The sequence below is a fragment of the Halorhodospira halochloris genome, assembly GCF_002356555.2.
GTDB classification, from domain to species: domain Bacteria; phylum Pseudomonadota; class Gammaproteobacteria; order Nitrococcales; family Halorhodospiraceae; genus Halorhodospira; species Halorhodospira halochloris.
This window is the reverse complement of record NZ_AP017372.2, coordinates 2217980-2236612: the sequence shown is the minus strand read 5'-3', so window position 1 is coordinate 2236612 and position 18633 is coordinate 2217980. Positions and strand designations below refer to the sequence as shown.

General features: G+C 60.9%; 16 protein-coding genes, 4 pseudogenes and 1 riboswitch. Of the genes and pseudogenes, 14 read left to right on the top strand and 6 right to left on the bottom strand.

Annotation, left to right across the window (positions count from 1 at the left end; all coding sequences use genetic code 11):
• Window positions 1-190 precede the first annotated feature (190 nt).
• Together HH1059_RS10085 and HH1059_RS10080 are read left to right on the top strand one after the other, a co-directional pair.
• A complete protein-coding gene (locus tag HH1059_RS10085; protein WP_096410032.1) occupies window positions 191-589 on the top strand; it encodes a secondary thiamine-phosphate synthase enzyme YjbQ in 399 nt (132 codons plus the stop codon).
• Window positions 590-677: 88 nt separating this feature from the next.
• Complete coding sequence (locus HH1059_RS10080; protein WP_162549502.1) at window positions 678-1118, top strand: DUF488 domain-containing protein; 441 nt, start codon at window positions 678-680, stop codon at window positions 1116-1118.
• Between the two features lie 125 nt (window positions 1119-1243).
• On the opposite strand, the pseudogene HH1059_RS13845 reads toward HH1059_RS10080, so the two are convergent.
• Window positions 1244-1414 (bottom strand): annotated as a pseudogene (locus HH1059_RS13845) (acetoin utilization protein AcuC); the annotation flags it as partial.
• Between the two features lie 291 nt (window positions 1415-1705).
• On the opposite strand from HH1059_RS13845, the gene HH1059_RS10075 reads away from it, so the two are divergent.
• Genes HH1059_RS10075 through brxC form a run of 4 tightly spaced genes read left to right on the top strand, consistent with a single transcriptional unit; the run spans window position 1706 to window position 6505 of the window.
• Complete coding sequence (locus HH1059_RS10075) at window positions 1706-2197, top strand: BrxE family protein (protein WP_096410030.1); 492 nt, start codon at window positions 1706-1708, stop codon at window positions 2195-2197.
• Entirely contained in the window at window positions 2194-2979 is a 786-nt protein-coding gene (locus tag HH1059_RS10070; RefSeq protein ID WP_096410029.1) for a BrxA family protein, read from the top strand. Before HH1059_RS10075 ends, HH1059_RS10070 begins: the two co-directional genes overlap by 4 nt.
• Window positions 2960-3532: a BREX protein BrxB domain-containing protein gene (locus HH1059_RS10065; protein ID WP_096410028.1), complete on the top strand. Its 573-nt coding sequence runs from the start codon at window positions 2960-2962 to the stop codon at window positions 3530-3532. Before HH1059_RS10070 ends, HH1059_RS10065 begins: the two co-directional genes overlap by 20 nt.
• Window positions 3533-3547: 15 nt before the next feature.
• Window positions 3548-6505, top strand: a complete 2958-nt coding sequence (gene brxC, locus HH1059_RS10060; protein ID WP_109962896.1) for a BREX system P-loop protein BrxC — start codon at window positions 3548-3550, stop codon at window positions 6503-6505.
• Here brxC and HH1059_RS10055 read toward each other — a convergent pair.
• From HH1059_RS10055 to HH1059_RS10045, 3 genes and pseudogenes are all read right to left on the bottom strand, one after another.
• A complete protein-coding gene (locus tag HH1059_RS10055) occupies window positions 6485-8557 on the bottom strand; it encodes an IS4 family transposase (protein ID WP_096410027.1) in 2073 nt (690 codons plus the stop codon). The genes brxC and HH1059_RS10055 overlap by 21 nt on opposite strands.
• Before the next feature lie 110 nt (window positions 8558-8667).
• A pseudogene (locus HH1059_RS10050) lies at window positions 8668-8856 on the bottom strand (AAA family ATPase); the annotation flags it as partial.
• A complete protein-coding gene (locus HH1059_RS10045; RefSeq protein ID WP_096410026.1) occupies window positions 8853-10589 on the bottom strand; it encodes a hypothetical protein in 1737 nt (578 codons plus the stop codon). The gene HH1059_RS10045 and the pseudogene HH1059_RS10050, both read right to left, overlap by 4 nt.
• Window positions 10590-10880: 291 nt before the next feature.
• On the opposite strand from HH1059_RS10045, the gene HH1059_RS10040 reads away from it, so the two are divergent.
• The 6 genes and pseudogenes from HH1059_RS10040 to HH1059_RS10015 form a co-directional block, all read left to right on the top strand.
• Window positions 10881-11879: a helix-turn-helix transcriptional regulator gene (locus tag HH1059_RS10040; protein ID WP_096410025.1), complete on the top strand. Its 999-nt coding sequence runs from the start codon at window positions 10881-10883 to the stop codon at window positions 11877-11879.
• A 295-nt stretch (window positions 11880-12174) separates the two neighbouring features.
• Window positions 12175-12846 carry an SOS response-associated peptidase gene (locus HH1059_RS10035; protein ID WP_096410024.1) on the top strand — a complete coding sequence of 224 codons (672 nt, stop codon included), beginning with the start codon at window positions 12175-12177 and terminating at the stop codon, window positions 12844-12846.
• 207 nt (window positions 12847-13053) lie between these two features.
• On the top strand, window positions 13054-13485 hold the full coding sequence (locus HH1059_RS10030) for an FMN-binding protein (RefSeq protein WP_162549500.1): 432 nt from the start codon (window positions 13054-13056) through the stop codon (window positions 13483-13485).
• A 184-nt stretch (window positions 13486-13669) separates the two neighbouring features.
• A riboswitch (M-box (ykoK) riboswitch) is annotated at window positions 13670-13845 on the bottom strand.
• A pseudogene (locus HH1059_RS10025) lies at window positions 13815-14180 on the top strand (class I SAM-dependent methyltransferase); the annotation flags it as partial. (Overlaps the previous riboswitch by 31 nt.)
• A gap of 98 nt (window positions 14181-14278) precedes the next feature.
• On the top strand, window positions 14279-14416 hold the full coding sequence (locus tag HH1059_RS10020) for a peptide-methionine (S)-S-oxide reductase (protein WP_096410410.1): 138 nt from the start codon (window positions 14279-14281) through the stop codon (window positions 14414-14416).
• Window positions 14417-14523: 107 nt separating this feature from the next.
• Window positions 14524-14712: pseudogene (locus tag HH1059_RS10015) on the top strand (hypothetical protein); the annotation flags it as partial.
• Window positions 14713-14754: 42 nt separating this feature from the next.
• On the opposite strand, the gene HH1059_RS10010 reads toward HH1059_RS10015, so the two are convergent.
• Window positions 14755-15627: an SDR family NAD(P)-dependent oxidoreductase gene (locus HH1059_RS10010; RefSeq protein ID WP_096410021.1), complete on the bottom strand. Its 873-nt coding sequence runs from the start codon at window positions 15625-15627 to the stop codon at window positions 14755-14757.
• A gap of 336 nt (window positions 15628-15963) precedes the next feature.
• Between HH1059_RS10010 and HH1059_RS10005 the strand changes: the two genes are divergently transcribed.
• Window positions 15964-16422, top strand: coding sequence for a gamma-glutamylcyclotransferase family protein (locus HH1059_RS10005; RefSeq protein WP_096410020.1), 459 nt, complete (start codon window positions 15964-15966; stop codon window positions 16420-16422).
• Window positions 16423-16999: 577 nt separating this feature from the next.
• On the opposite strand, the gene HH1059_RS10000 is transcribed toward HH1059_RS10005, so the two are convergent.
• Window positions 17000-17485, bottom strand: a complete 486-nt coding sequence (locus HH1059_RS10000) for an FMN-binding protein (protein WP_096410019.1) — start codon at window positions 17483-17485, stop codon at window positions 17000-17002.
• 326 nt (window positions 17486-17811) lie between these two features.
• Here HH1059_RS10000 and HH1059_RS09990 point away from each other — a divergent pair, with 326 nt between their 5' ends.
• Entirely contained in the window at window positions 17812-18099 is a 288-nt protein-coding gene (locus HH1059_RS09990; RefSeq protein WP_096410018.1) for a HigA family addiction module antitoxin, read from the top strand.
• The last annotated feature ends 534 nt before the right edge of the window (window positions 18100-18633 follow it).

Here is an 18633-nt window from a genome sequence, read left to right as displayed (position 1 = left end):
CTGATGCTGAAATAAGGCGCTTGACGGGGTCAGCCTGGGTGGCTTATCACCACCGAATCGCCGGCGGGACAGGCTAAGAGCAAGGGTAGCATGGTGGAAGAATGGGGAAGTAGGCTGGAGCGCCGAACACATCCTCAGGACGAATCAGTGCTCCGACATCTCCGGCAACCATTAGAGCAGGGGTAAAGTTATGCGCACTACCATCACTGTGACTACCCATCAACGCGAGGAGCTCGTTGACATCACTGAACCGATCCGGCGAGCCGTCGCGGAGGCGGAAGTTAGCGACGGCCTGCTAGCGCTCTATGTGCAGGGCGCCACCGCGGCCATTATGATCCAGGAGAATTGGGATGCGAGCGTCCCCCGCGATGCCGTCAACCTTTTGCAGCAGCTTGTACCTCGCGGGGTCTGGGAGCACGATGCACAAGATGGCAATGGCGACTCTCACCTTAAGGCCGGACTCATTGGGCCGAGTGAGACCATACCCATAATTAACGGCAAAATGGGGCTCTCCACTTGGCAGGGTATCTTCCTCTGCGAGTTTGATGGGCCTCGCCGTGAGCGCACGGTGGTATGTACGCTGAATTGAATAGTCTAGCCGAAGAGGCGCTGCAAGGGGGACGCCGCCACTTTAGTGCTGCCACAGCGCCACCAGAACGCAGCAGGAGTCGGTAATCTTGCACACGCTCTACACCATCGGCTACGAGCGCACTTATCTCGAGGCCTTCATTGCAACCCTGCAGAGGGCTAGCGTGGCCACCATCATCGACGTGCGGGCCAGCCCCCACTCCCGTCGGCGGGAATTCGCCTTCAAGCACCTCGCCAGGGAACTCCCTGGCGCCGGCATCGGCTACGAGAGCTGGCCGGTCCTCGGCGCCCCTCAAGCCGCCCGTGACGCCGCCAAGGCGGGGGACGCACAGCGCTTTTACCAGCTTTACGCGTCGCATCTGGAAGAACCGAAGACCCAGGACGCTCTCCATTCCCTCGCCGAGCGAGCCGTCACCGAGGCGGTAGCCCTGCTCTGTTACGAGCGGGACCCGGCAGAGTGTCATCGGCTGTTGATCGCGGAGCGCTTGGAGCGAAGCCACAAACTCGCATCGCATCACCTGGCAGGATGAGCATGTGGCAACAGATAGGCGCCCACGCGAGCGTAGGCCGCCGCCGATTCGCGGACTTCGCGCACGTCCGCTGGGTTGCTCTCCACGGCCTCTAAGCCGACTGGGAACATCCACGCGTGCCAACCTCAGGCGAGTTCCCGGACAACGGCAGTCCAGGCTGCAGCGATGTTCGACAAGTCGTAGCCGTCGCCACCCAGCGCTAACAACCGACCTTCAGCCCAGCGTTCAGCTAGGATCCGCACGCTTCGTGCCGCTGATGCGTGCGTCTTCGACGTATAGCGCAGGCTCGCGAGCGGATCACCGGCAAGTTGCGGGAGCGTTGCAAGGCACCGCGCTTCCGGGCGTGCGACTCAAGATCCACCGGCGGGGCTTGTATCAGCTCGGCAAATGCGTTACCTCTCACAGCGATGGCAGGTTCCTTTGGCGTAAGTGGTCGACGCCACGCTTGTGCTCATCGGAAGCTGCCATCTCATTTTAATCGAACCCTATGGTGCTGGCCGTGCTCGACTAAGAAAATGCGTGACTCTGCAGCCATCCAGCGGTGAGAATCAGCAGGTAGGATCGATGGTGGAATTGGAGAGACGTTCATGCGGGCAATCGAAGTCCTCGCCGAGTTGAGGGCCCTTGTGGGTTATCTGGGAGAGGAGCATGGTTGGTGGGGCAGCCAGTTTTTTGCGCGTTCTTCTCGCACTTTTTTAATGCCGGTCTTTCCCCGTTCGCTGCCTCTGAGTCAGTATCAGGGCGTTACCGTAGCCGCCGCCAGGGCACATGACGAACGTATCGGCGTGGGCCGTATCGTGCACCTGTTTCGAATGCCTGAACTTCACGAGCAGGCGGCCGCGGCGGTCCTGCGTGACGCCACGGGCATTGATCAAGTCCTTGCCCATCTTGGCAGCCGGGAAGAGGCCATGCAGCGGCTGTCCGCACTCGCCTATCCCGTCGAGCCCAATGAAGGGCCGGTATTGGTAGGCGGGTGGGACGAGGACCTGGCCCTCTCGCTTGGGAAGATGGCCGGTCACTATGCGGCCGCAATCCACGAGAATCGACGGGCCTATCCCTACCTGAGGCACGCAGAGTGAGTGAGGCTAGACTTTACACAACGCGGTTGCAAGCGGGCCTAGGCCTCGTTGATGAGACCCTCGCGCTGCTCGAGCTCTACCGCTCGGGCATGTCGGTGCGCGAGCTCTACACAGCTGCTCTGGACTCCGGGCGCTTTCCGACGATGACAGCACGTCGTTTGCTAAACTTGGTACAGGAAGGGTTCGCGCCGCGGTATATGGAGGATCCCGAGGTGGCTGCCATACTAAAGCGTCTCGCGGAGTATTGGCAGCGCGACGAGCTCATCCAGCTGTTTATGCTGTATACGGCGCGGGCCAATTGCATACTGGCGGATTTCATCCGTGAGGTCTTTTGGCCCCGATACATGGCTGGTTTTGATGAGCTTTCCCGAGACGATGCAACAGCCTTTGTCGAAGCTGCAGTGCGAGAGGGCAGAACTCAAAAACCCTGGGCACCGAGCACGGTGCGGCGTGTCGCGTCCTATCTGCTGGGGACGTGCACGGATTTTGGGCTGCTCGGCAATTGTCGCTTACCGCCACGGCCAATAAGGCCGGTTCGTATCCATCCCCGAGTGGCGACATACCTCGCCTATAACCTCCGCGGATTGGGTTTTGCAGACAGACAGATAATACGCCACCCTGATTGGGGACTGTTTGGTTTGGAGGGTGATGACGTCCGCCAGCAGCTCAAACGCCTTGCCCCCGAGGGGCATTTCATTGTGCAATCCGCTGGTGATGTAACGCAGATCACCTGGGGCTATCGCACCATGGGGGAGGCAGTGAATGCCCTCGCTGGACATTAACTTTAACGAGCTTATGGAGCGGATCCGACGTGGGCGTGAATTCGGCCATGCCAGCTTCGAGCCGATCTTCTACCTTGTGTTCAGTCCGGAGGAAATCCTGTCTGTCAAGCGGAAGATGCATGCGTGGACGAGCCGCCTGGCCAACGAAGGGTGGGAGGTCCATACCTTCTCGATCGCGCAGGCGGTCGACGAGATCCTGAGCAACGCACCCATGCGTCAGACCTGGCTTATGGCGGATCGACGCAAGCCCGTTGACTGGGACAAGACCAACAGCTCGCTCGCGAATGCCATCGCCAACGGGGCGTTACAGCAGCGCTTGGAGGCCACCCTCGAGCCGCTGGAAGGCAATCAACACGCGATCCTGCTGGTTACAGATCTCGAGGCCCTTCATCCCTATATGCGAATCGGCGTCATCGAGGGCCAGCTCCAAGGTCGGTTCCAGGTGCCGACCGTGTTCTTCTACCCGGGGATCCGCACCGGCGATACCCGGCTCAAGTTCCTGGGGTTTTATCCCGAGGACGGCAATTATCGCTCGGTCCACGTCGGTGGCTAACTACAAGAGACAATAATGGCAATCAAAGACCTATTCGACCCCAGCCGGGACATCTATCGCAGCATTGAGAAGGTAATCGCTTTCGGCGTCTCCCAGGAAGAGCGGCTCAAGAAGGAGATCGCCGAGTATGTTGTGACCGACGCCATCGACGAGCAGTTCAATGACCTGCTGCGCAAGATGCAGGCTGCGATGGACGCCGGCGGAGAGAACGAGGTGGGTGTCTGGGTCTCCGGTTTCTATGGCTCGGGCAAGAGCTCGTTTACGAAATACCTCGGGCTCGCTTTTGACGAGAGCGTCACGGTTGATGGGGTCCCGTTTCGCCAGCACCTGCAGGACCGGCTCAAGAGCTCTAGCACCCGGCAGCTGTTGAATAACGTCGCCAAACGCTTCCCGGCAGCCGTTCTCATGCTGGACTTGGCGACGGAGCAGGTGTCGGGTGCAACCATGGCGGAGGTCTCTAGTGTTCTTTACTACAAAGTTCTCCAGTGGGCGGGCTACAGTCGTAACCTCAAGGTGGCCTACCTGGAACGGCGGTTGAAGCAGGAGGGTCGTTACGAGGAATTCCTGGAAATGTTCCGGGAGAAAACCAACGGGGAGGATTGGTCAGGTTACCGCAACGACGAGTTGGTGATCGACAGCCTGATCCCCGAGATCGCTCACGAGCTCTATCCACAGCTTTTTCCCACGCAGCAGGCCTTCAACACCGAGTCTACTGACGTAGTTCGTTTCGAGAACGACCGCGTGCAGGAGATGCTGGAGATCGTCCGCGAGGCCTCCGGCAAGGAATACGTCATCTTCATCATCGACGAGGTAGGCCAGTACGTCGGCTCAAGGCCGCAGATGATCCTCAACCTCGACGGCCTTGCCAAGAACATCAAGGCCCAGGGGCAGGGCAAGGTCTGGATTATTGGTACGGGCCAGCAGACCCTTACTGAGGACGTTCCGGGCGCCTCGGTCAATTCCCAGGAGCTGTTTAAGCTCAAGGACCGCTTCCCGATCAATATTAATCTGCAAGCGGATGATATTAAGGAGATCTGCTACCGCCGCCTGCTCGGCAAGTCCGCGGAGGGTAGCCGGCAGATCGGCGAGCTCTTTGATCAGTACGGCCAGGCCCTGCGCCAGAGCACCAAGCTCGAGGATGCGCGGGCCTACGGCGCCGATTTTGACCGCCAGACCTTCATCGACCTGTACCCCTTCCTGCCGGCGCACTTCGACATCCTGTTGCACCTACTCGGTTCGTTAGCGCGCTCTACTGGCGGTATTGGTCTGCGGTCGGCCATCAAGGTGATTCAGGACATCCTTGTCGATGAGACCGGTAATCGCACCCCGGTGGCCGACCGGCCCGTTGGCTGGCTCGCGAACAACGTCATCCTCTACGACGCCCTTGAAAAGGATATCGAACGGGCGTTTCCGACCATCCACAAGGCGGTCGCCAACGTTTATAAGACCCACTACGTGGCATCCGAGCTGCACCAACGGGTGGCTAAGACTGTGGCAGTACTACAGATCCTTGGCAATCTCCCCATAACTCGTCGAAACGTGGCCAGTCTGATGCATCCGGACGCCACTCAGCCGAGCGAGGCAACGGAAGTGGAAGGCGCCATCGAGGATCTCATCGGCGACAGCTACGTGCCATTTGGTGAACAGAACGGCGGCCTGCGCTTCTTCAGCGAGAAGCTCAACGACATCGAGCAAGAGCGGAGTAAACTGCCGATCCGTCAGGCGGAGCGCAAGCGCCTCATTAACATAGCCCTGGGTGAGGCCTTCTCGCCTTTGCCGACCACCCAGCTCGGGGGTTCCCTGTCGGTGCAGTCTGGACTCAAGGTACAGAATGGTGGTCTACCGACTTCCCTGGCGGGCGAGCGCAATTCCATCCAGACCCTCGTCGAGCTGGTGGATCCGGCCGACTACGAAGCAGCGCGCACCCGGCTCACCGATGAATCCGTAACGCGTAATGCGGAGCAGCAGGTGCTTTTGATCGGCCGCTATCCGACGGAAATTGACGATCTCACAGCTGAGATCCATCGTAGCCAAGAGATTGCCAACAAATACCGCAATGAGCCGGACCAGGAGGTTAAGGAGTACTGCAAGAGCCAGCAGGACCGGGCCGCCCGCCTGCAGGGCGAGCTCCAGCGCCAACTCAAGCGCAGCCTCGTCCAGGGCTCGTTCATCTTCCGCGGGCAGGTGACTGCGGTAGAGACCCTGAGCAGCGATCTGATAGAGGCGGCGCGCAAGCATCTCGCTGAAGTGGCCACGCAGGTGTTCGATCGTTACAGCGAGGCACCGGTCTGCGCGAATACCGATCTTGCCGAGCGTTTTCTGCGCGTAGGTAATCTCAACGGCGTCACCAGCCAGCTCGATCCGCTGGGCCTGGTTCAAACCGTGAACGGTCAACCACAGATCAACACCCAGAACCGCGCCATCGTGAGCATCCGCGATCATGTGGATAAGGTGGGCCAGGTGGAGGGCAAGAGCCTGACCAAACGCTTCTCCGAGGCGCCCTTCGGCTGGTCCCAGGACACCTTGCGGTATCTGGTTGCCGCAATGCTGATGGCTGGAGTCATCAAGCTCCGCGTGGGAGGACGGGACGTCACGGTCAACGGCCAGCAGGCGCAGGAAGCGCTCAAGACCAACAACGCCTTCAAGAACGTGGGCGTATCGCTGCGCGATGACAGCCCGTCCAACGAGATGCTAGCCCTCGCAGCCGAGCGCCTCACGGAGTTTACCGGCGAGTCGGTGGTCCCCCTAGAGGATGAGATTAGCCGGACCGCGATGGGCCTGTTCCCGAAGCTCCAGCAGCGATTCGCCCAGCTTAGCGCCAAGCTGACCAGCCTGGAGTTGCCAGGCGGGGAACGGTTGGGCAACCTCACGCAGGCCATGGTCGAGATGCAAGAGGCAGACGCCTCTGATGCCCCGCAGCGGCTCTGGGCTTTACACACAAGTAGGCTGGCATCATGGCGGAGCGCGGCCTGACCTCGCCCTTTCGATCATGATGCAGAACATTTCGGTGATGTCATCGAGTCGCTGCAGGCCTTTCCAAAGGGCCTGAGCCCCAGGCTCGCCATCGCTCCTACGGCCCAGGAATCCGCCGAGTGTGGCGACGGTTCGCGTGGCTTCCCGAAGCGTGGGTTCATCATTGTCCTCCGGGATGCCCTCGGCGCCGGTGCGCACCCATAGCGCCTTCCATTGGTCCGGGGTAAAAAATACTGTGCAGGGGGCGTTCGGATCTTCACGGCTCTGATGGGTGAGCAGCGATACCCGCCAGGCGACGACCAGATCCACGCCCAGGCATGCTTCGAGGCTGTCAGCGCTGCCGAGCTGGCGCTCCTCGATGCGGCAGCCGGACTTGAGGGTCCGGTGATAGACCTCGATCTGCCAGCGTTTTGTATACCAGGCGAGGCGCTCGCAGGCGTCCTCAAGCGTCTCTACCGGCACCGTGCTCAACAGGGTCCAAGTTACCGGCTGTGCCCCCTTCGGTGGATTGATTTCCGTGGTACGGATCACATCGAGGGTTACCGGCTCCTGGCCGCGCTTGTTCTTCGGGGGCTGGAGAGTAACCCGATCGAAGGTGACGGCCATGCGCGTGGTGCGTGCCTTCTGGTTGCCCCGCTTCGGCAGCGTCAGCTCCTGGACGCCGGCGGCGTCGAGCGCCTTCATATGGCCAAACAACCGACCCGAGCCATCGGCTAGGGGGCGGTCGTGCTTGGCCCGGACTAGCAGGTCAGCGCGCTCGGGATCGGTCGCAGCGGTGAGCAGCTCAAAGAGATCGCCCTCGCGGTCGGCGACGCTGACTACCCGGGTGCCGGTGTCGAGCTGCTGCTGGAGCTCGCTCGCCCGCTGGTGGCTGTCCGTCCATTTGCCGGACTCTTTGTTATCCAGAGTCCACTCGTCGGACCCGAGCCGACGCAAGCCGTGATCCTCCGTCTCCCGCGCCCAAGCCTGCACGTCGATTAGCCCGAGCGGCGTGCCGGAGGGGTTGATCGCCAGGGTGTCGTGGACGATCAGCCCATGGGCGCCGTCAGCTCGCGAGCCGATCGGGCCGAATCCGGCCTCGCTCAGCGGGTGCGCGACATAGTTGAGCGTGGTCGTATCCTGGACGGCGAGCACCACCGGTTCGGCGTGGCAGCGTGAGACGGTGGCCTGGTAGTGTGAGCCGAGAATAGAATTCATGGTGACCCTCGGGTGCGCAAATAGCCGATAGGCTGCCTGAGTCGCCGCCCGATTGCCACAGGCCTGGGGCAAAGAGGCCGTCGGTTGTGCGGCCAATGCGCGGCCGACGCGGATCAAGCGTTGCTGCAGACGCTGATCCCCCAAGCTCACATGGGCGAACTCATGCCTGGCCCAATCGTCAATATCCGGCGTGCAGGGCGGCTGCTCTGGGGCACCCAACCGGCGACGCCAGTCGGAGCACAGCGGGTAGAGATAGACCGCCTTCGCCCCGGCACCGCCCTCATGGTAGCGATCATTACGCCCACGCCCGGCGGTGTCGCCGATATAGATGAAGTTCGCCGCCCGGTAGCAACCGCCACGATGGCGGCTGCGATCGATGAAAGTCTCGACCAAAACCGGGGGCTCGCCGTACTTAGCGGCCCAGTCCTCGGGCAGGCGGCGCAGGATCTGACCAAGCACATGGCTCGCCAGTCCCGACACACGCAGGTGCCCCCGGACCAGAAAGCGCGTGTTGCAAACCACCCGATCGAGGTGCTCGGCGCGGGTAACATCGCTCCAACCGATCCAGCCGTCGCGGGCGCCAAGCCGCAAAGCTGGCGCCGAAAAGGCGAGCGCCGCTACGTCGCCAAAGTTCTCGCTGCGCACGAGATAGCGCAGGCGCCGCCCGACCAGCGGGCCGGAGCCAAGAAAGTGCTCGGCTTCGAGTAGCTCCTCCCAGAGCCGCAGATCCTCATCGCTTTCAACCGGGTAGCACTCGATTCGCCCCAGATCTCTGAGCCGGTGCTCGAGCACAGGTCGCCCACGATGCGCCGTAGCCCAGTCCTCCAATGCCGCCATGTCTCTTCCAGTATCCATGGCGGCAGAGTACAGGGGCAGAGCTGCAGTGTCCAGCGGAGTTGTGTGTCACGCCCAGCCCGGGGGACGGGTAATCCGCGCAGATCCACCGGCTCGCGTTGGGAGAGACGGATATCGATAAAACCGATGTTAAGTTCATCACATACGTCGCGGATGACGCTGCTCTTGCCCACCCCCGGCGGCCCCCAGAGCAGGGTCGGAGGCAGCTGATGGGCGCGGCTCGGTTCGGCGAGCAGCGCCGAGGCCTGATGATGCAAGATAGCGTGAGCATCCTTCAGGGAGACAGGGGTGGTGCTCATGATCGGGCCTCCTGATTGGCATTGAGGTCGGCTAGCCGGTCACTGCGGGGCGGGGTCAGGGCGGCAGCCATTGCCTGCTGCCGGATCGCCTGCGCTTGCTCAGCACCCCAGCGCCGGTGTTGACCCGAGGGCGGACACTGCAGCCCAATGGCCAGTGCTGCCGCTCGACTCGGCGCGTGGCCATGGGCGGCGAACTCGCCGAGGTAGCGCACCCGCTTACTGAGTGTTACGACGCGCTCGCCCCAGGTGAGCAGATCGTCGGCCATGGAGCGATCAGCCTGTTCGATGATCACGCGCACCAGCGGACCGAGATCGCTCGGCGGCCCCTGGTATTCGGCGCCGCGGGGGCGGGCGATAAAGCCGCGCGCAGCCACCGCTAGCGCCTCGCGCAGCAAATCTAGCGCCACACTGCGCTCCGCGGTCGGCACGCCGCGATCAGCAGCGATCGCCGCCAAAATCCGTAAGACTTGAGAACGTGGGGCGTTGCGCAGGTGGACATCCAGGCGCATGGTCGCGGTCACCTGGCCCCGGCAACGAGCAAAGAGACGCAAGTCCATGCGCAGGGCCTCCTCGATGAGATCCTCCGGCAGATTCCAGCCCCACTCTGGACGCGGTCTTTGGCTGCTGCTAAAGCGCCGGGCCAGGGTCTGCCGAGCCTGCCAGATACGCTCGAAGGGAGGATCGGGACGCTCCAGCAGGCTGTAAAGGGTCTGCAGCGCGAACAGGACATTGCGCCGGGGCACTGCTTCGGCCCAGCGGATCAGCGCGGTGCTGGCGCGGCGCTCACCGGCCTGGGCGGCCTCAAGCAGCAGCGGGATTTCGCTAGCGAGTAAAGGGGTGCGCCGGTTCTCCGGCAGCCACGGATGGACGTGCCGGGCTTGGCCCTGACCGATGGGGCGCTCACCGCCGCGGACCACGACCTGCTCTAGGACCGGCGCAGTATCGTCGCGAATGGTTGTGTCAGCCAGCAGCGCGTGGGACCAAGTGCCTTCCAGGAGGACGCCGCTGAGCAGATCCCCGCAGTACTTGAGCTGAAGCGCCTCGCCGCTAGCCAGAACCCGTTCGAGACGTTCGGCGCGCTCAATGGCAAGCCCATAAAGCGGTGAGGCAAGGGTAATCTGGCGCAGATCCAGTGCCTGATGCAGATCAATTGCTTCCAAGGCGGCATCCTCTCTAGCTTCTACCGCCTCGACCCCCGGGCCATGGATGGCGATACTGCGCGCCGGCTGCGGGATCTTCAGCTTCACCGGCGTGCACTCGCTGCCGAGCCAGATCAGGGCCTGCTCGGTGGCTGCAAACCAGCTCGCCGGCGTTGTACAGATACGCGCCCCCTGCCAGCTGCGCGCCGCGGCGCCGGTGCTAGGTAGACCGAAGGCGTAGCCGCGACCACACAGATCTAGATGCTCCACCGCCCCGTAAATCACCGCCTCGTTATCGATCACTCCGTGCTGATCCCAGTGGATGACGGCTCCGGGTTCGCCTGCAGGCAGGTCGATGCGCTGCAGATGCGGGCAGCGCGCTAGGGCGAGGAAGAGACCCGGTCGGCAGCCGGTAAGATCGAGATGCTCCAGCCGCGGTGCGTCAAGCAGATCCAGGGCATGCAGCGAGGCCGCCTCAATGCGTACGCTGCGCTCGCCGAGATCGGTAAGCCGCGCCCCACCGTTACGGTCAGGTTCGGGCTGCACGACTCGGCGCTCATGCTGTATTTCGCGAGTCAGGGATAGGCAAGCCATGGCACGTTCTCCTTGATGAACGTGTAACAGGGTGCCGGAAGGGGGCGACAAATTGTGTCGTCGGTGGCTGCCCGGATGCGGATGCAAGCTTTCTGCAGGCTCGTATACCCTGCGGATGCGGCTTTCGCCCGCGGGCGTCAGTTCACTCCACCGATTCTTCCACATTTCTTGTGACACTGTGCATCGGCCTGTGCCGGGGGGGCGCCGCGACGGCCTGACGGGCTTGGCTCGGACACGTCGGATCCCGCATAATGCTCGCTGGAATCCCGCTAATAGCCCAGGGAACGAGCGATGACCGACACCATCCTGCGCCAGTGGACGATGCTCCAGGCCATCCCCCGCTACCCGCGAGGGGTCAGTGCCCCTGGGCTGCATGAGCGGCTCTTCAGCGAAGGCTACGACATCCGCTTGCGCACCGTGCAGCGGGATCTCAACACCCTCTCGCTGGAATTCCCCCTGCTTTGTGAGCGCCAGGGCAATGAGCAGCGCTGGTCGTGGCGGCCCGATGCGCCGGTGCTCGACGTCCCCGGCCTATCTCCGGCAGCCGCACTGGCCTTCCGTCTGGCCGAACTGCACCTGAGTGGGCTGCTCGCTCCCGAGGCCCTGCGGGCGCTGCAGCCACACTTCGAGGCCGCCAAGCGCGTGCTGGCCCATGGTGGCTCGCAACTGGCGAACTGGCCGGACCGGGTGCGGGTGATCAGTCGCTCGCAGCCGCTGCTTGCGCCTCCCATAGACCAGGAGGTGTACGACCGGGTCTGCCAGGGGCTGCTTGAAGGGCGTCAGCTCTATGCCCAATACCGAACACGCAGCCGGGGCAACGAACTGAAGAGCTACCGGGTGCACCCTTTCGCGCTGGTATCGCGTGACCCTGTCACCTATCTGGTTGCGACACTCCGCGATTACACGGATGTCCGTCAGCTCGCCCTGCACCGCGTCGAGGCGGCGGAACTGCTCGAGGATCCGGTCGTGCCACCCGAGGGGTTCGACGTCGATGCCTATATCGAGGAGGAGCGTGCCTTCGACCTTCCCGAGCAAGGTGAACCGATTGATCTAGAACTGCGGATCAGTGCTGGAGTCGCCGAGCACCTGGGCGAGGCGCCCCTTGCCACGGATCAGGTGATTGAGGCCTGCGACGACGGCTGGTGTACCCTGTGGGCGTCGGTTCCGCTGACAGCGCAGCTGCGCTGGTGGCTGCTCGGCTTTGGTCAGGCTGTCCAGGTCCTCGAGCCGCAAGCGCTGCGTGAGGAGATAGCCGCGGAGCTCAGGGCGGCGGCGCACGCCTATGACTGAGGCCGAGTCCGATTCGCAGTGGCCTGGCTAAACGATTTCGGGCATAAGTTTTAGCAACTGTACCTTATCGCAGGCTAGCAAGCTTGTATGGCTATTGCACATTAACCTCATATGACATTGCTTGCCTGCACCGCCTCGAAACATTCTTCACATATCTGCTGCTCGCCGGTAAAGCGGTATGCCGCCAATGCTCCCCCTTTAGCTACGCTATAGTCGCGTACATAATGCGCACTTAGTTATGCAATACGCGGTTGTGTAGCATGTAGTTGTAGTTGCACCAGAGGGGGCCTGCCCCATGTGCGGTCGCTTTGCGCTCACAACACCGATGGCCGAGATCGCCGCCAACTACTTCGACATCAGCGGCGTTGAGGAATTTACCCCTTCGTTTAACATTGCCCCTGGCCTTGCTATCGCTACCATACGCACCGGGGAGTCAGGTGCAGTTGAGTGTAGCTGGGCACGCTGGGGGTTTCGCCCGCGCTGGGCTGACCAGCATGCCCCACAGCCGATCAACGCTCGTGCCGAGAAGGCAGCGACCAGTCGCTACTTCCGAGAGGCCTTCGAGCGTCGTCGCTGTCTGATCCCTGCTAGCGGCTGGTATGAGTGGCGGCAGGAAAACGGCACCAAGCAACCTTACTACATAACACTTAAAGAAGAGGACGCAGAGCGGGTAATCTTTCTCGCCGGGCTGTGGGAGCCACTTGACGAGCCCCCTGGAGCTTGCTGTGTCGTGCTGACCGAACCGGCGGCGCCGGCACTTGAGACGATCCATCCGCGGCAACCGGTTGTCCTCGACCCTGCTTGCCGCTGGGAGTGGCTGAGTCCGGAGCGCACCACGCGCACCGCGGTGCGCCAGGCCTCTCGACGGCTGCCCGCGGCTCGGCTGCAGTATTGGCGAGTATCGACAGCCGTTAATAGGCCACAGAACGATGGCCAGGAATTGATACAATCGGGGGGCTCGGCCTAGCTGACCTTGCTTTCTGTCTGCACGCTAGGTACATTTCGATGGATTAGAGGATTCCTCAAAGTAGCCTTGCTGCTAGTTTTACTCAACTTCTTCGCCAATCCGCATAGTGCCACTATTGACATGAAGTCCCGACGCCAAAGTAGAACAAGCCTCACAAGATTTCGATCCACACAAATAAATTCTTTAGCAAAGGCACTACTGCTTGCAGTGTTGCTCAGCGTAGGTTGCGAACAAGGTGGGCAACCTAATATCTCCGGCAACGCCAATGATTATGATGATGGAACGTACCGAGGCGGATTTTTTGATCGCGATGAGATACAAGTAGTAGTTGAGTTGACCCTAAAGGATAATACCGTCACTCAGGCCAGCTTTCGCCACCTTAGTTACTCTGGTGTGGGCTATCTAGGCAGCGATAATGAGACCTTAATAGGCATCGGCGAGCAGTATAAGGCTCTGCTCAAACAGCTAATTGATAACGACATTGATAGCGTCCTACCTCGACTCTATGAGCCAGGGGAACTGCTTGGTGAATACGATGATGTAGATGGAGTAAGTGCGGCCACGATCCGCTCCGCCAAGGTTATTTCGGCGATCCGCGATGCTTTGAACCGTGGTGTATACTCACATCCGGATCACTAAGAGAGCCTGGAAAAACTCCTCTGAATCAATCGTCGGTTTATCTCTCTTACGCTGCGCTTCCGAGTTGGCACTGCGCCAATTGACCGTTGGAGCGCTACCAAGAGGTCAGTCATCGCGTAAGGCCTGGAGCAGTGCCGAAGCAGCCTATCCAGACCGCGCCAACGCCCCGAGGCCGGGGCGAGCGACCGAGTCCCCTTCGTAGAGCTTCGGCACTGTGCGACTTGAAGGCTGCGACTTAGCGCAATCCGCAGTGTACGTTAGACCAAGCCTTCGTTCGGCAGGGCCTGTTCAACCCATTGGCGTCTCTCAACATTTCTGGGCAGTACAGGCGCAATGCCGTCTTGCTCGCCGAGCGCGGCTACCCCGTCACCGCGGTTGACGCCTCCGCCGTCGGGCTCGAGAAGGCGCGTCGGCTCGCCGCCGAGCGGGGCGTCAGCCTGGAAACCGTCCACGCGGACCTCGCCGAGCACCCGATCAAGCCCGGCGCCTGGGCGGGGATCGTATCGATCTTCGGTCACCTGCCATCCGGGATTCGCCCGGCGGTGCATCGCCGCGCCGCGCGCGGCCTGCGCCCCGGCGGCATCCTCCTGCTCGAGGCATACACGCCGCAGCAGTTGGCCTACGGCACCGGCGGGCCGCCGACAGCGGAGATGATGATGGACCTGGATAGCCTGCGCACGGAGCTGCCGGGGCTGATCAGATTGTAGCTGTCGGTTTTCGTCTCGCCTTCAGTGAGAGGAGTGATGCCTCACCCCGTTCGATTGGCTCTTTGTTCCTTTAGGCTTGCTTTGCTATCGAAGGCGTCTTTCAGCAGCTTCCTGCAGTACACCAAGCCATCTCCGGCTATGCCGGCGGCGAGTCGCCCGACCCAAGCTACCGCGAGGTTTGCAGCGGCCGTACCGGACACGCCGAGGTAGCCCAGGTTCACTGATCTGGAAGCACGTCACTCCGTACGGGCGGTTCGAACTCGACATGAACACTCGGCTGGTCCGGCTTTGTGAGAAGTGGTGGCTGGTGACATGACTGCTTGTTCTACCCCAACTCAGCGAAGCGGCCCCGGACCGCATCGGCGAAGCGGTCTTCGACCCAGTCTACGGCGCCCGCCCGCTCAAGCCGATCCTGCAGCACGAGGTCGAGAACCCGCTGGCCCGGGAGATACTCAAGGGCAACTTCGGGTAGGGCGATCGCATCCGGGTCGATGTGCAGGACTGCGCGTTCCGCTTCTAGCGCGGCGAGCCGGTGGTCGAGGGCGAGGTGGTCTGAGCAGGGCTAGCGAGTGCGGCGCTCCGAGGCCGTGGCCGCCAGCAGGAGCCGGTCCAACCAGCGCGTGGGCAGTAGGCGCTTGAGCGCAGCGAAGAGGTGGGTGGGCACGGTGACGTGGTAGCGGGCCTTCGGGCGCCGGTGCTCCAGGGCTTGGGCCAGCTTGATGGCCACCGCCTCGGGCTCGAGGGTGAAGGGCGTCGAGGCGCCGGCGCCGGCCAGGCGCTGCTCCACCGCGCGATAGGTGGCGGCGTGGGCGCTGTTCTGTGGATCGATCCGGGCCTGGAAGGCGCGGTGGGCGTTGTCGCGGAAGCGAGTGGCGATGGGTCCGGGCTGGATCAGGCTGACGTGGATGCCGCTGCCGCGTAGCTCCTGGCGCAGGGCGTCGGTGAGCCCCTCGAGGGCGAACTTGGAGCAGACGTAGGCGCCGCGGTAGGGCAAAGCGATGAAGCCGAGCACCGAGCTGTTTTGCACGATGCGCCCGCGGCCCTGGCGGCGCATGTGTGCCAGCACCCGGGTGGTCAGCTCGTGGGTGCCGAGCAGGTTGGTCTCCAGCTGCTCGCGCAGGGTCGCGCGGGAGAGGTCTTCCACCGCGCCGGGCTGGCCATAGGCGCCGTTATTGAACAGAGCGTCGATGCGCCCGCCGGTGCGCTCGGCGACTTGCTCCACCGCGCCGTCAATGGAGGCGCTGTCGGCCAGGTCCAGCACCAGGGCGTCCTCCCAGCCGGCCTCGCGCAGGCGGGCCACGTCCTCGCTTCGGCGGGCGCTGGGGAAGACCCGCCAGCCGCGCAGGGCCATGTGCGCTGCAGCGGTCTCGCCGATGCCGCTGGAACAGCCGGTGATCAGCAGCGCGGGGTGGTGATCGGTGTCGTCGTCGTTCATGGTCAAACAAGGGGTTCAAGCAGTTGCAAAAAAAGATAGACGAACATGCTCGTCTATGCTAATCCTCTTCGCAGCGCTTTTACCAGCTTTACGCGTCGCATCTGGAAGAACCGAAGACCCAGGACGCTCTCCATTCCCTCGCCGAGCGAGCCGTCTCCGAGGCGGTATCCCCCCATGGACGGACGGGGTATACTCTTGGCAAGCACGCCACTCGCTACAATCGCTGGTGGTGTTGCTCAGGCTCGATTCGGCGTGCCGGATTGGGGCTGGAACTTTGCAGACTCGCCTGGGCCATGAACAGTGGGCCCCGGTGCAGCGGTTTTACCGGGAGGGGTAATGCTCTACTTCGCGTTTGGCTCCAACATGCTCACTAGCAGACTCCAGGCGCGGGTGCCTTCGGCCACCCCTGTGGGTCGGGCATTTTTGCAGGGCCACCAACTCGCCTTTCACAAACGAGGCGCCGACGGCTCAGCCAAATGCAACGCCTACTGGACGGGACAGCCGGAACACTGGCTGCCGGGAGTCATCTTTCGCATGGATGCCGCGCAGTTGCCAGCACTCGACGACGCCGAAGGCCCGCGCTATGACCGCATCGACGTCACCGTCCAAAACGACAACGACAAGCCCATTGAGGCCTTCACCTACCGGGCAAAACCCGACGCCGTTATGGACGGACTCCAGCCGACAGCAACTTACTACCGCTACGTACTCGACGGTGCGATCGAGCACGGACTGCCGGAGTGGCACATTGAAGCCATTCGGTACGTGAGCCGATATGCCCTCGTGACGGACTAACGGCCAGGGCAGTGCTGGCAAGACCACATTGGCAGGGACGGTTCACGTCGCGCGACTATGCGGCGCTGACACCACTGATCTGGGAATACGTCAATCCGTATGGGCGGTTCACACTCGATTGGCCCTGCCTTGAGAGAAGTGGCGGCTGGTGACACGACTGTTGGGTCTACCCCTACTTGACGATATAACATGCAGCATCTGCTATTGAGATACATTCTTGCAGTAGAAGGCAAAGCCGATGAGCGACGATTACATGCGGCGGGCTATAGCCGCTTACTTTCGATACCCACCGGGAGGGTGCCAGCCGTGGGGTTCCGAGAGAGGACGTTGATATTTCGATCCTAGGTTTAACTCGCTTGTGTATCCATGACCTGGACTAACTTCTGGCCAGGGCTGCGACGTCAGCTTAGCAACTTCGCTAGCAGCCTTATATGCTTTCGCCCAGCCAGGAGCGCAGGTCGTCAGCAAAAGGCTCCCAGTTTCAACTGCTTAATAAGCGCACACTGGAGCAGTGCCAGCTTGGAAGTGCAGCGTAAGAGAGATAAACCCACGATTCAGAGGAGTTTTACAGGCTATCTTAATGATCCGGATGAGAGTATATACCACGGTTCAAAGCATCGCGGATCGCCGAAATAACCTTGGCGGAGCGGATCGTGGCCGCACTTACTCCATCTACATCATCGTATTCACCAAGCAGCTCACCTGGTTCGTAGAGTCGAGGTAGGACGCTGTCAATGTCGTTATCGATTAGCTGTTTGAGCAGTGCCTTATACTGCTTGCCGATGCCTGTTACGGCTTCATTATCGCTACCTAGATAGTCCACACCGGAGTAACTAAGATGGCGAAAGTTGGCTTGAGTGACGGTATTATCCTTTAGGGTCACCTCAACTACTACTTGTATCTCATCGCGATCAAAAAATCCGCCTCGGTACGTTCCATCATCATAATTATTGGCGTTGCCGGAGGTATTATGTTGCCCACCTTGTTCGCAACCTACGCTGAGTAACACTGCAAGCAGTAGTGCCTTTGCTAACGAATTTATTTGAGTGGATCTAGCTCTCATGAGACTTGTTCTATTTTGGCGTTGGGACTTCAGTTAGTTGCCCTGTGAAGTGTCTAATTCTCTTCTGAACCGCTGGAAGTTCAGGCAGTTTCATCACGTAATCCAGCTGCTCTTTTTGTGTTAACACCCGGCCCTCCGGGGTCTGGCCGGGCAGTTCAATATAAGCCTGCTAAACGGCAATGGGAACCCCCTCGACACCCGCCAACTCGGTAGCCTCATCATCCGAAACCTGGACGAACGATACGAAAACTGGCGAGTGACCTTCCGGTTCGAGGACGGAGACGCCGAGATAGTGAACTATGAAGATTACCACTGAGGTGCCGTCGATGTTGATGCACAATCCCCCGCATCCTGGAGAAGTGTTGCGTGAGCTTTGTCTGGAGCCCATGGGTCTCTCTGTAACGGCCGCTGCAGAAGCCCTGGGAGTAAGCCGAAAAACCCTGAGTGCCGTGTTGAACGGTAAGGCCGGTATTAGTCCGGAGATGGCCATTCGGCTTTCCATTGCGTTTGATACTTCGGCAGAGAGTTGGCTGGACCAGCAGTCCCAGTATGAGCTCTGGCATGCTGAACAGCACCGTAAAGAGCTTAAGGTCAAGAAGCTTGTTGCCGCCTGAGTGCAGATTTCACTGATGTACTCGGCAAGGCAGGGGTGCCTTGGGCAGAGGTCGCTAGCAGCCTTATATAATTTGTTTCGTATCAGCGTATCTCCGCCTCTGCAGTTGTCCACAAAAGCTGTGGAAAACTTTGTGGAGAATTTCCATCTGCCTAATCAGAACGGGCATTTGGCGGGTTTGGATAGTTCTTGTTCATACAAGCAGTGAAAAGACTAATATCAGGTACTTATGATGATTATCTGAGATTTGAAGCGATGCTTGCGCTTTATCACAGGCTAATTATTCGTTTAAATCGCAAAGCATGAGCCCTGTGCATAACTTGCTTGGCTGGGAAGTGTTGACAAGCAAATGTCAAGGGCCAAAAATCCCTCTATAGGTTGGTCAATGCCCACTCGTAGTCTTATTCCCTTCTCAAACAGGGCCAGATTCAGAGCTTACCTTTAATTGACTTGGTAATTGACTTGGGCAATTTAAGGCCGCTACGGGCGATCCAGGATGCTCCTGGCCGTGCGGTGTGCGAGAATACAGGGTTGT

What these genes read in the sequence shown, in the direction of transcription:
- HH1059_RS10040 (WP_096410025.1), top strand. Translation starts at nt 10,881, where the DNA reads ATGACCGACACCATCCTGCGCCAGTGGACGATGCTCCAGGCCATCCCC.
- HH1059_RS10010 (WP_096410021.1), bottom strand. Translation starts at nt 15,627, where the DNA reads ATGAACGACGACGACACCGATCACCACCCCGCGCTGCTGATCACCGGC.
- HH1059_RS10000 (WP_096410019.1), bottom strand. Translation starts at nt 17,485, where the DNA reads ATGAGAGCTAGATCCACTCAAATAAATTCGTTAGCAAAGGCACTACTG.
- HH1059_RS10045 (WP_096410026.1), bottom strand. Translation starts at nt 10,589, where the DNA reads ATGGCTTGCCTATCCCTGACTCGCGAAATACAGCATGAGCGCCGAGTC.
- HH1059_RS10085 (WP_096410032.1), top strand. Translation starts at nt 191, where the DNA reads ATGCGCACTACCATCACTGTGACTACCCATCAACGCGAGGAGCTCGTT.
- HH1059_RS09990 (WP_096410018.1), top strand. Translation starts at nt 17,812, where the DNA reads ATGTTGATGCACAATCCCCCGCATCCTGGAGAAGTGTTGCGTGAGCTT.
- HH1059_RS10075 (WP_096410030.1), top strand. Translation starts at nt 1,706, where the DNA reads ATGCGGGCAATCGAAGTCCTCGCCGAGTTGAGGGCCCTTGTGGGTTAT.
- brxC (WP_109962896.1), top strand. Translation starts at nt 3,548, where the DNA reads ATGGCAATCAAAGACCTATTCGACCCCAGCCGGGACATCTATCGCAGC.
- HH1059_RS10035 (WP_096410024.1), top strand. Translation starts at nt 12,175, where the DNA reads ATGTGCGGTCGCTTTGCGCTCACAACACCGATGGCCGAGATCGCCGCC.
- HH1059_RS10065 (WP_096410028.1), top strand. Translation starts at nt 2,960, where the DNA reads ATGCCCTCGCTGGACATTAACTTTAACGAGCTTATGGAGCGGATCCGA.
- HH1059_RS10005 (WP_096410020.1), top strand. Translation starts at nt 15,964, where the DNA reads ATGCTCTACTTCGCGTTTGGCTCCAACATGCTCACTAGCAGACTCCAG.
- HH1059_RS10055 (WP_096410027.1), bottom strand. Translation starts at nt 8,557, where the DNA reads ATGGATACTGGAAGAGACATGGCGGCATTGGAGGACTGGGCTACGGCG.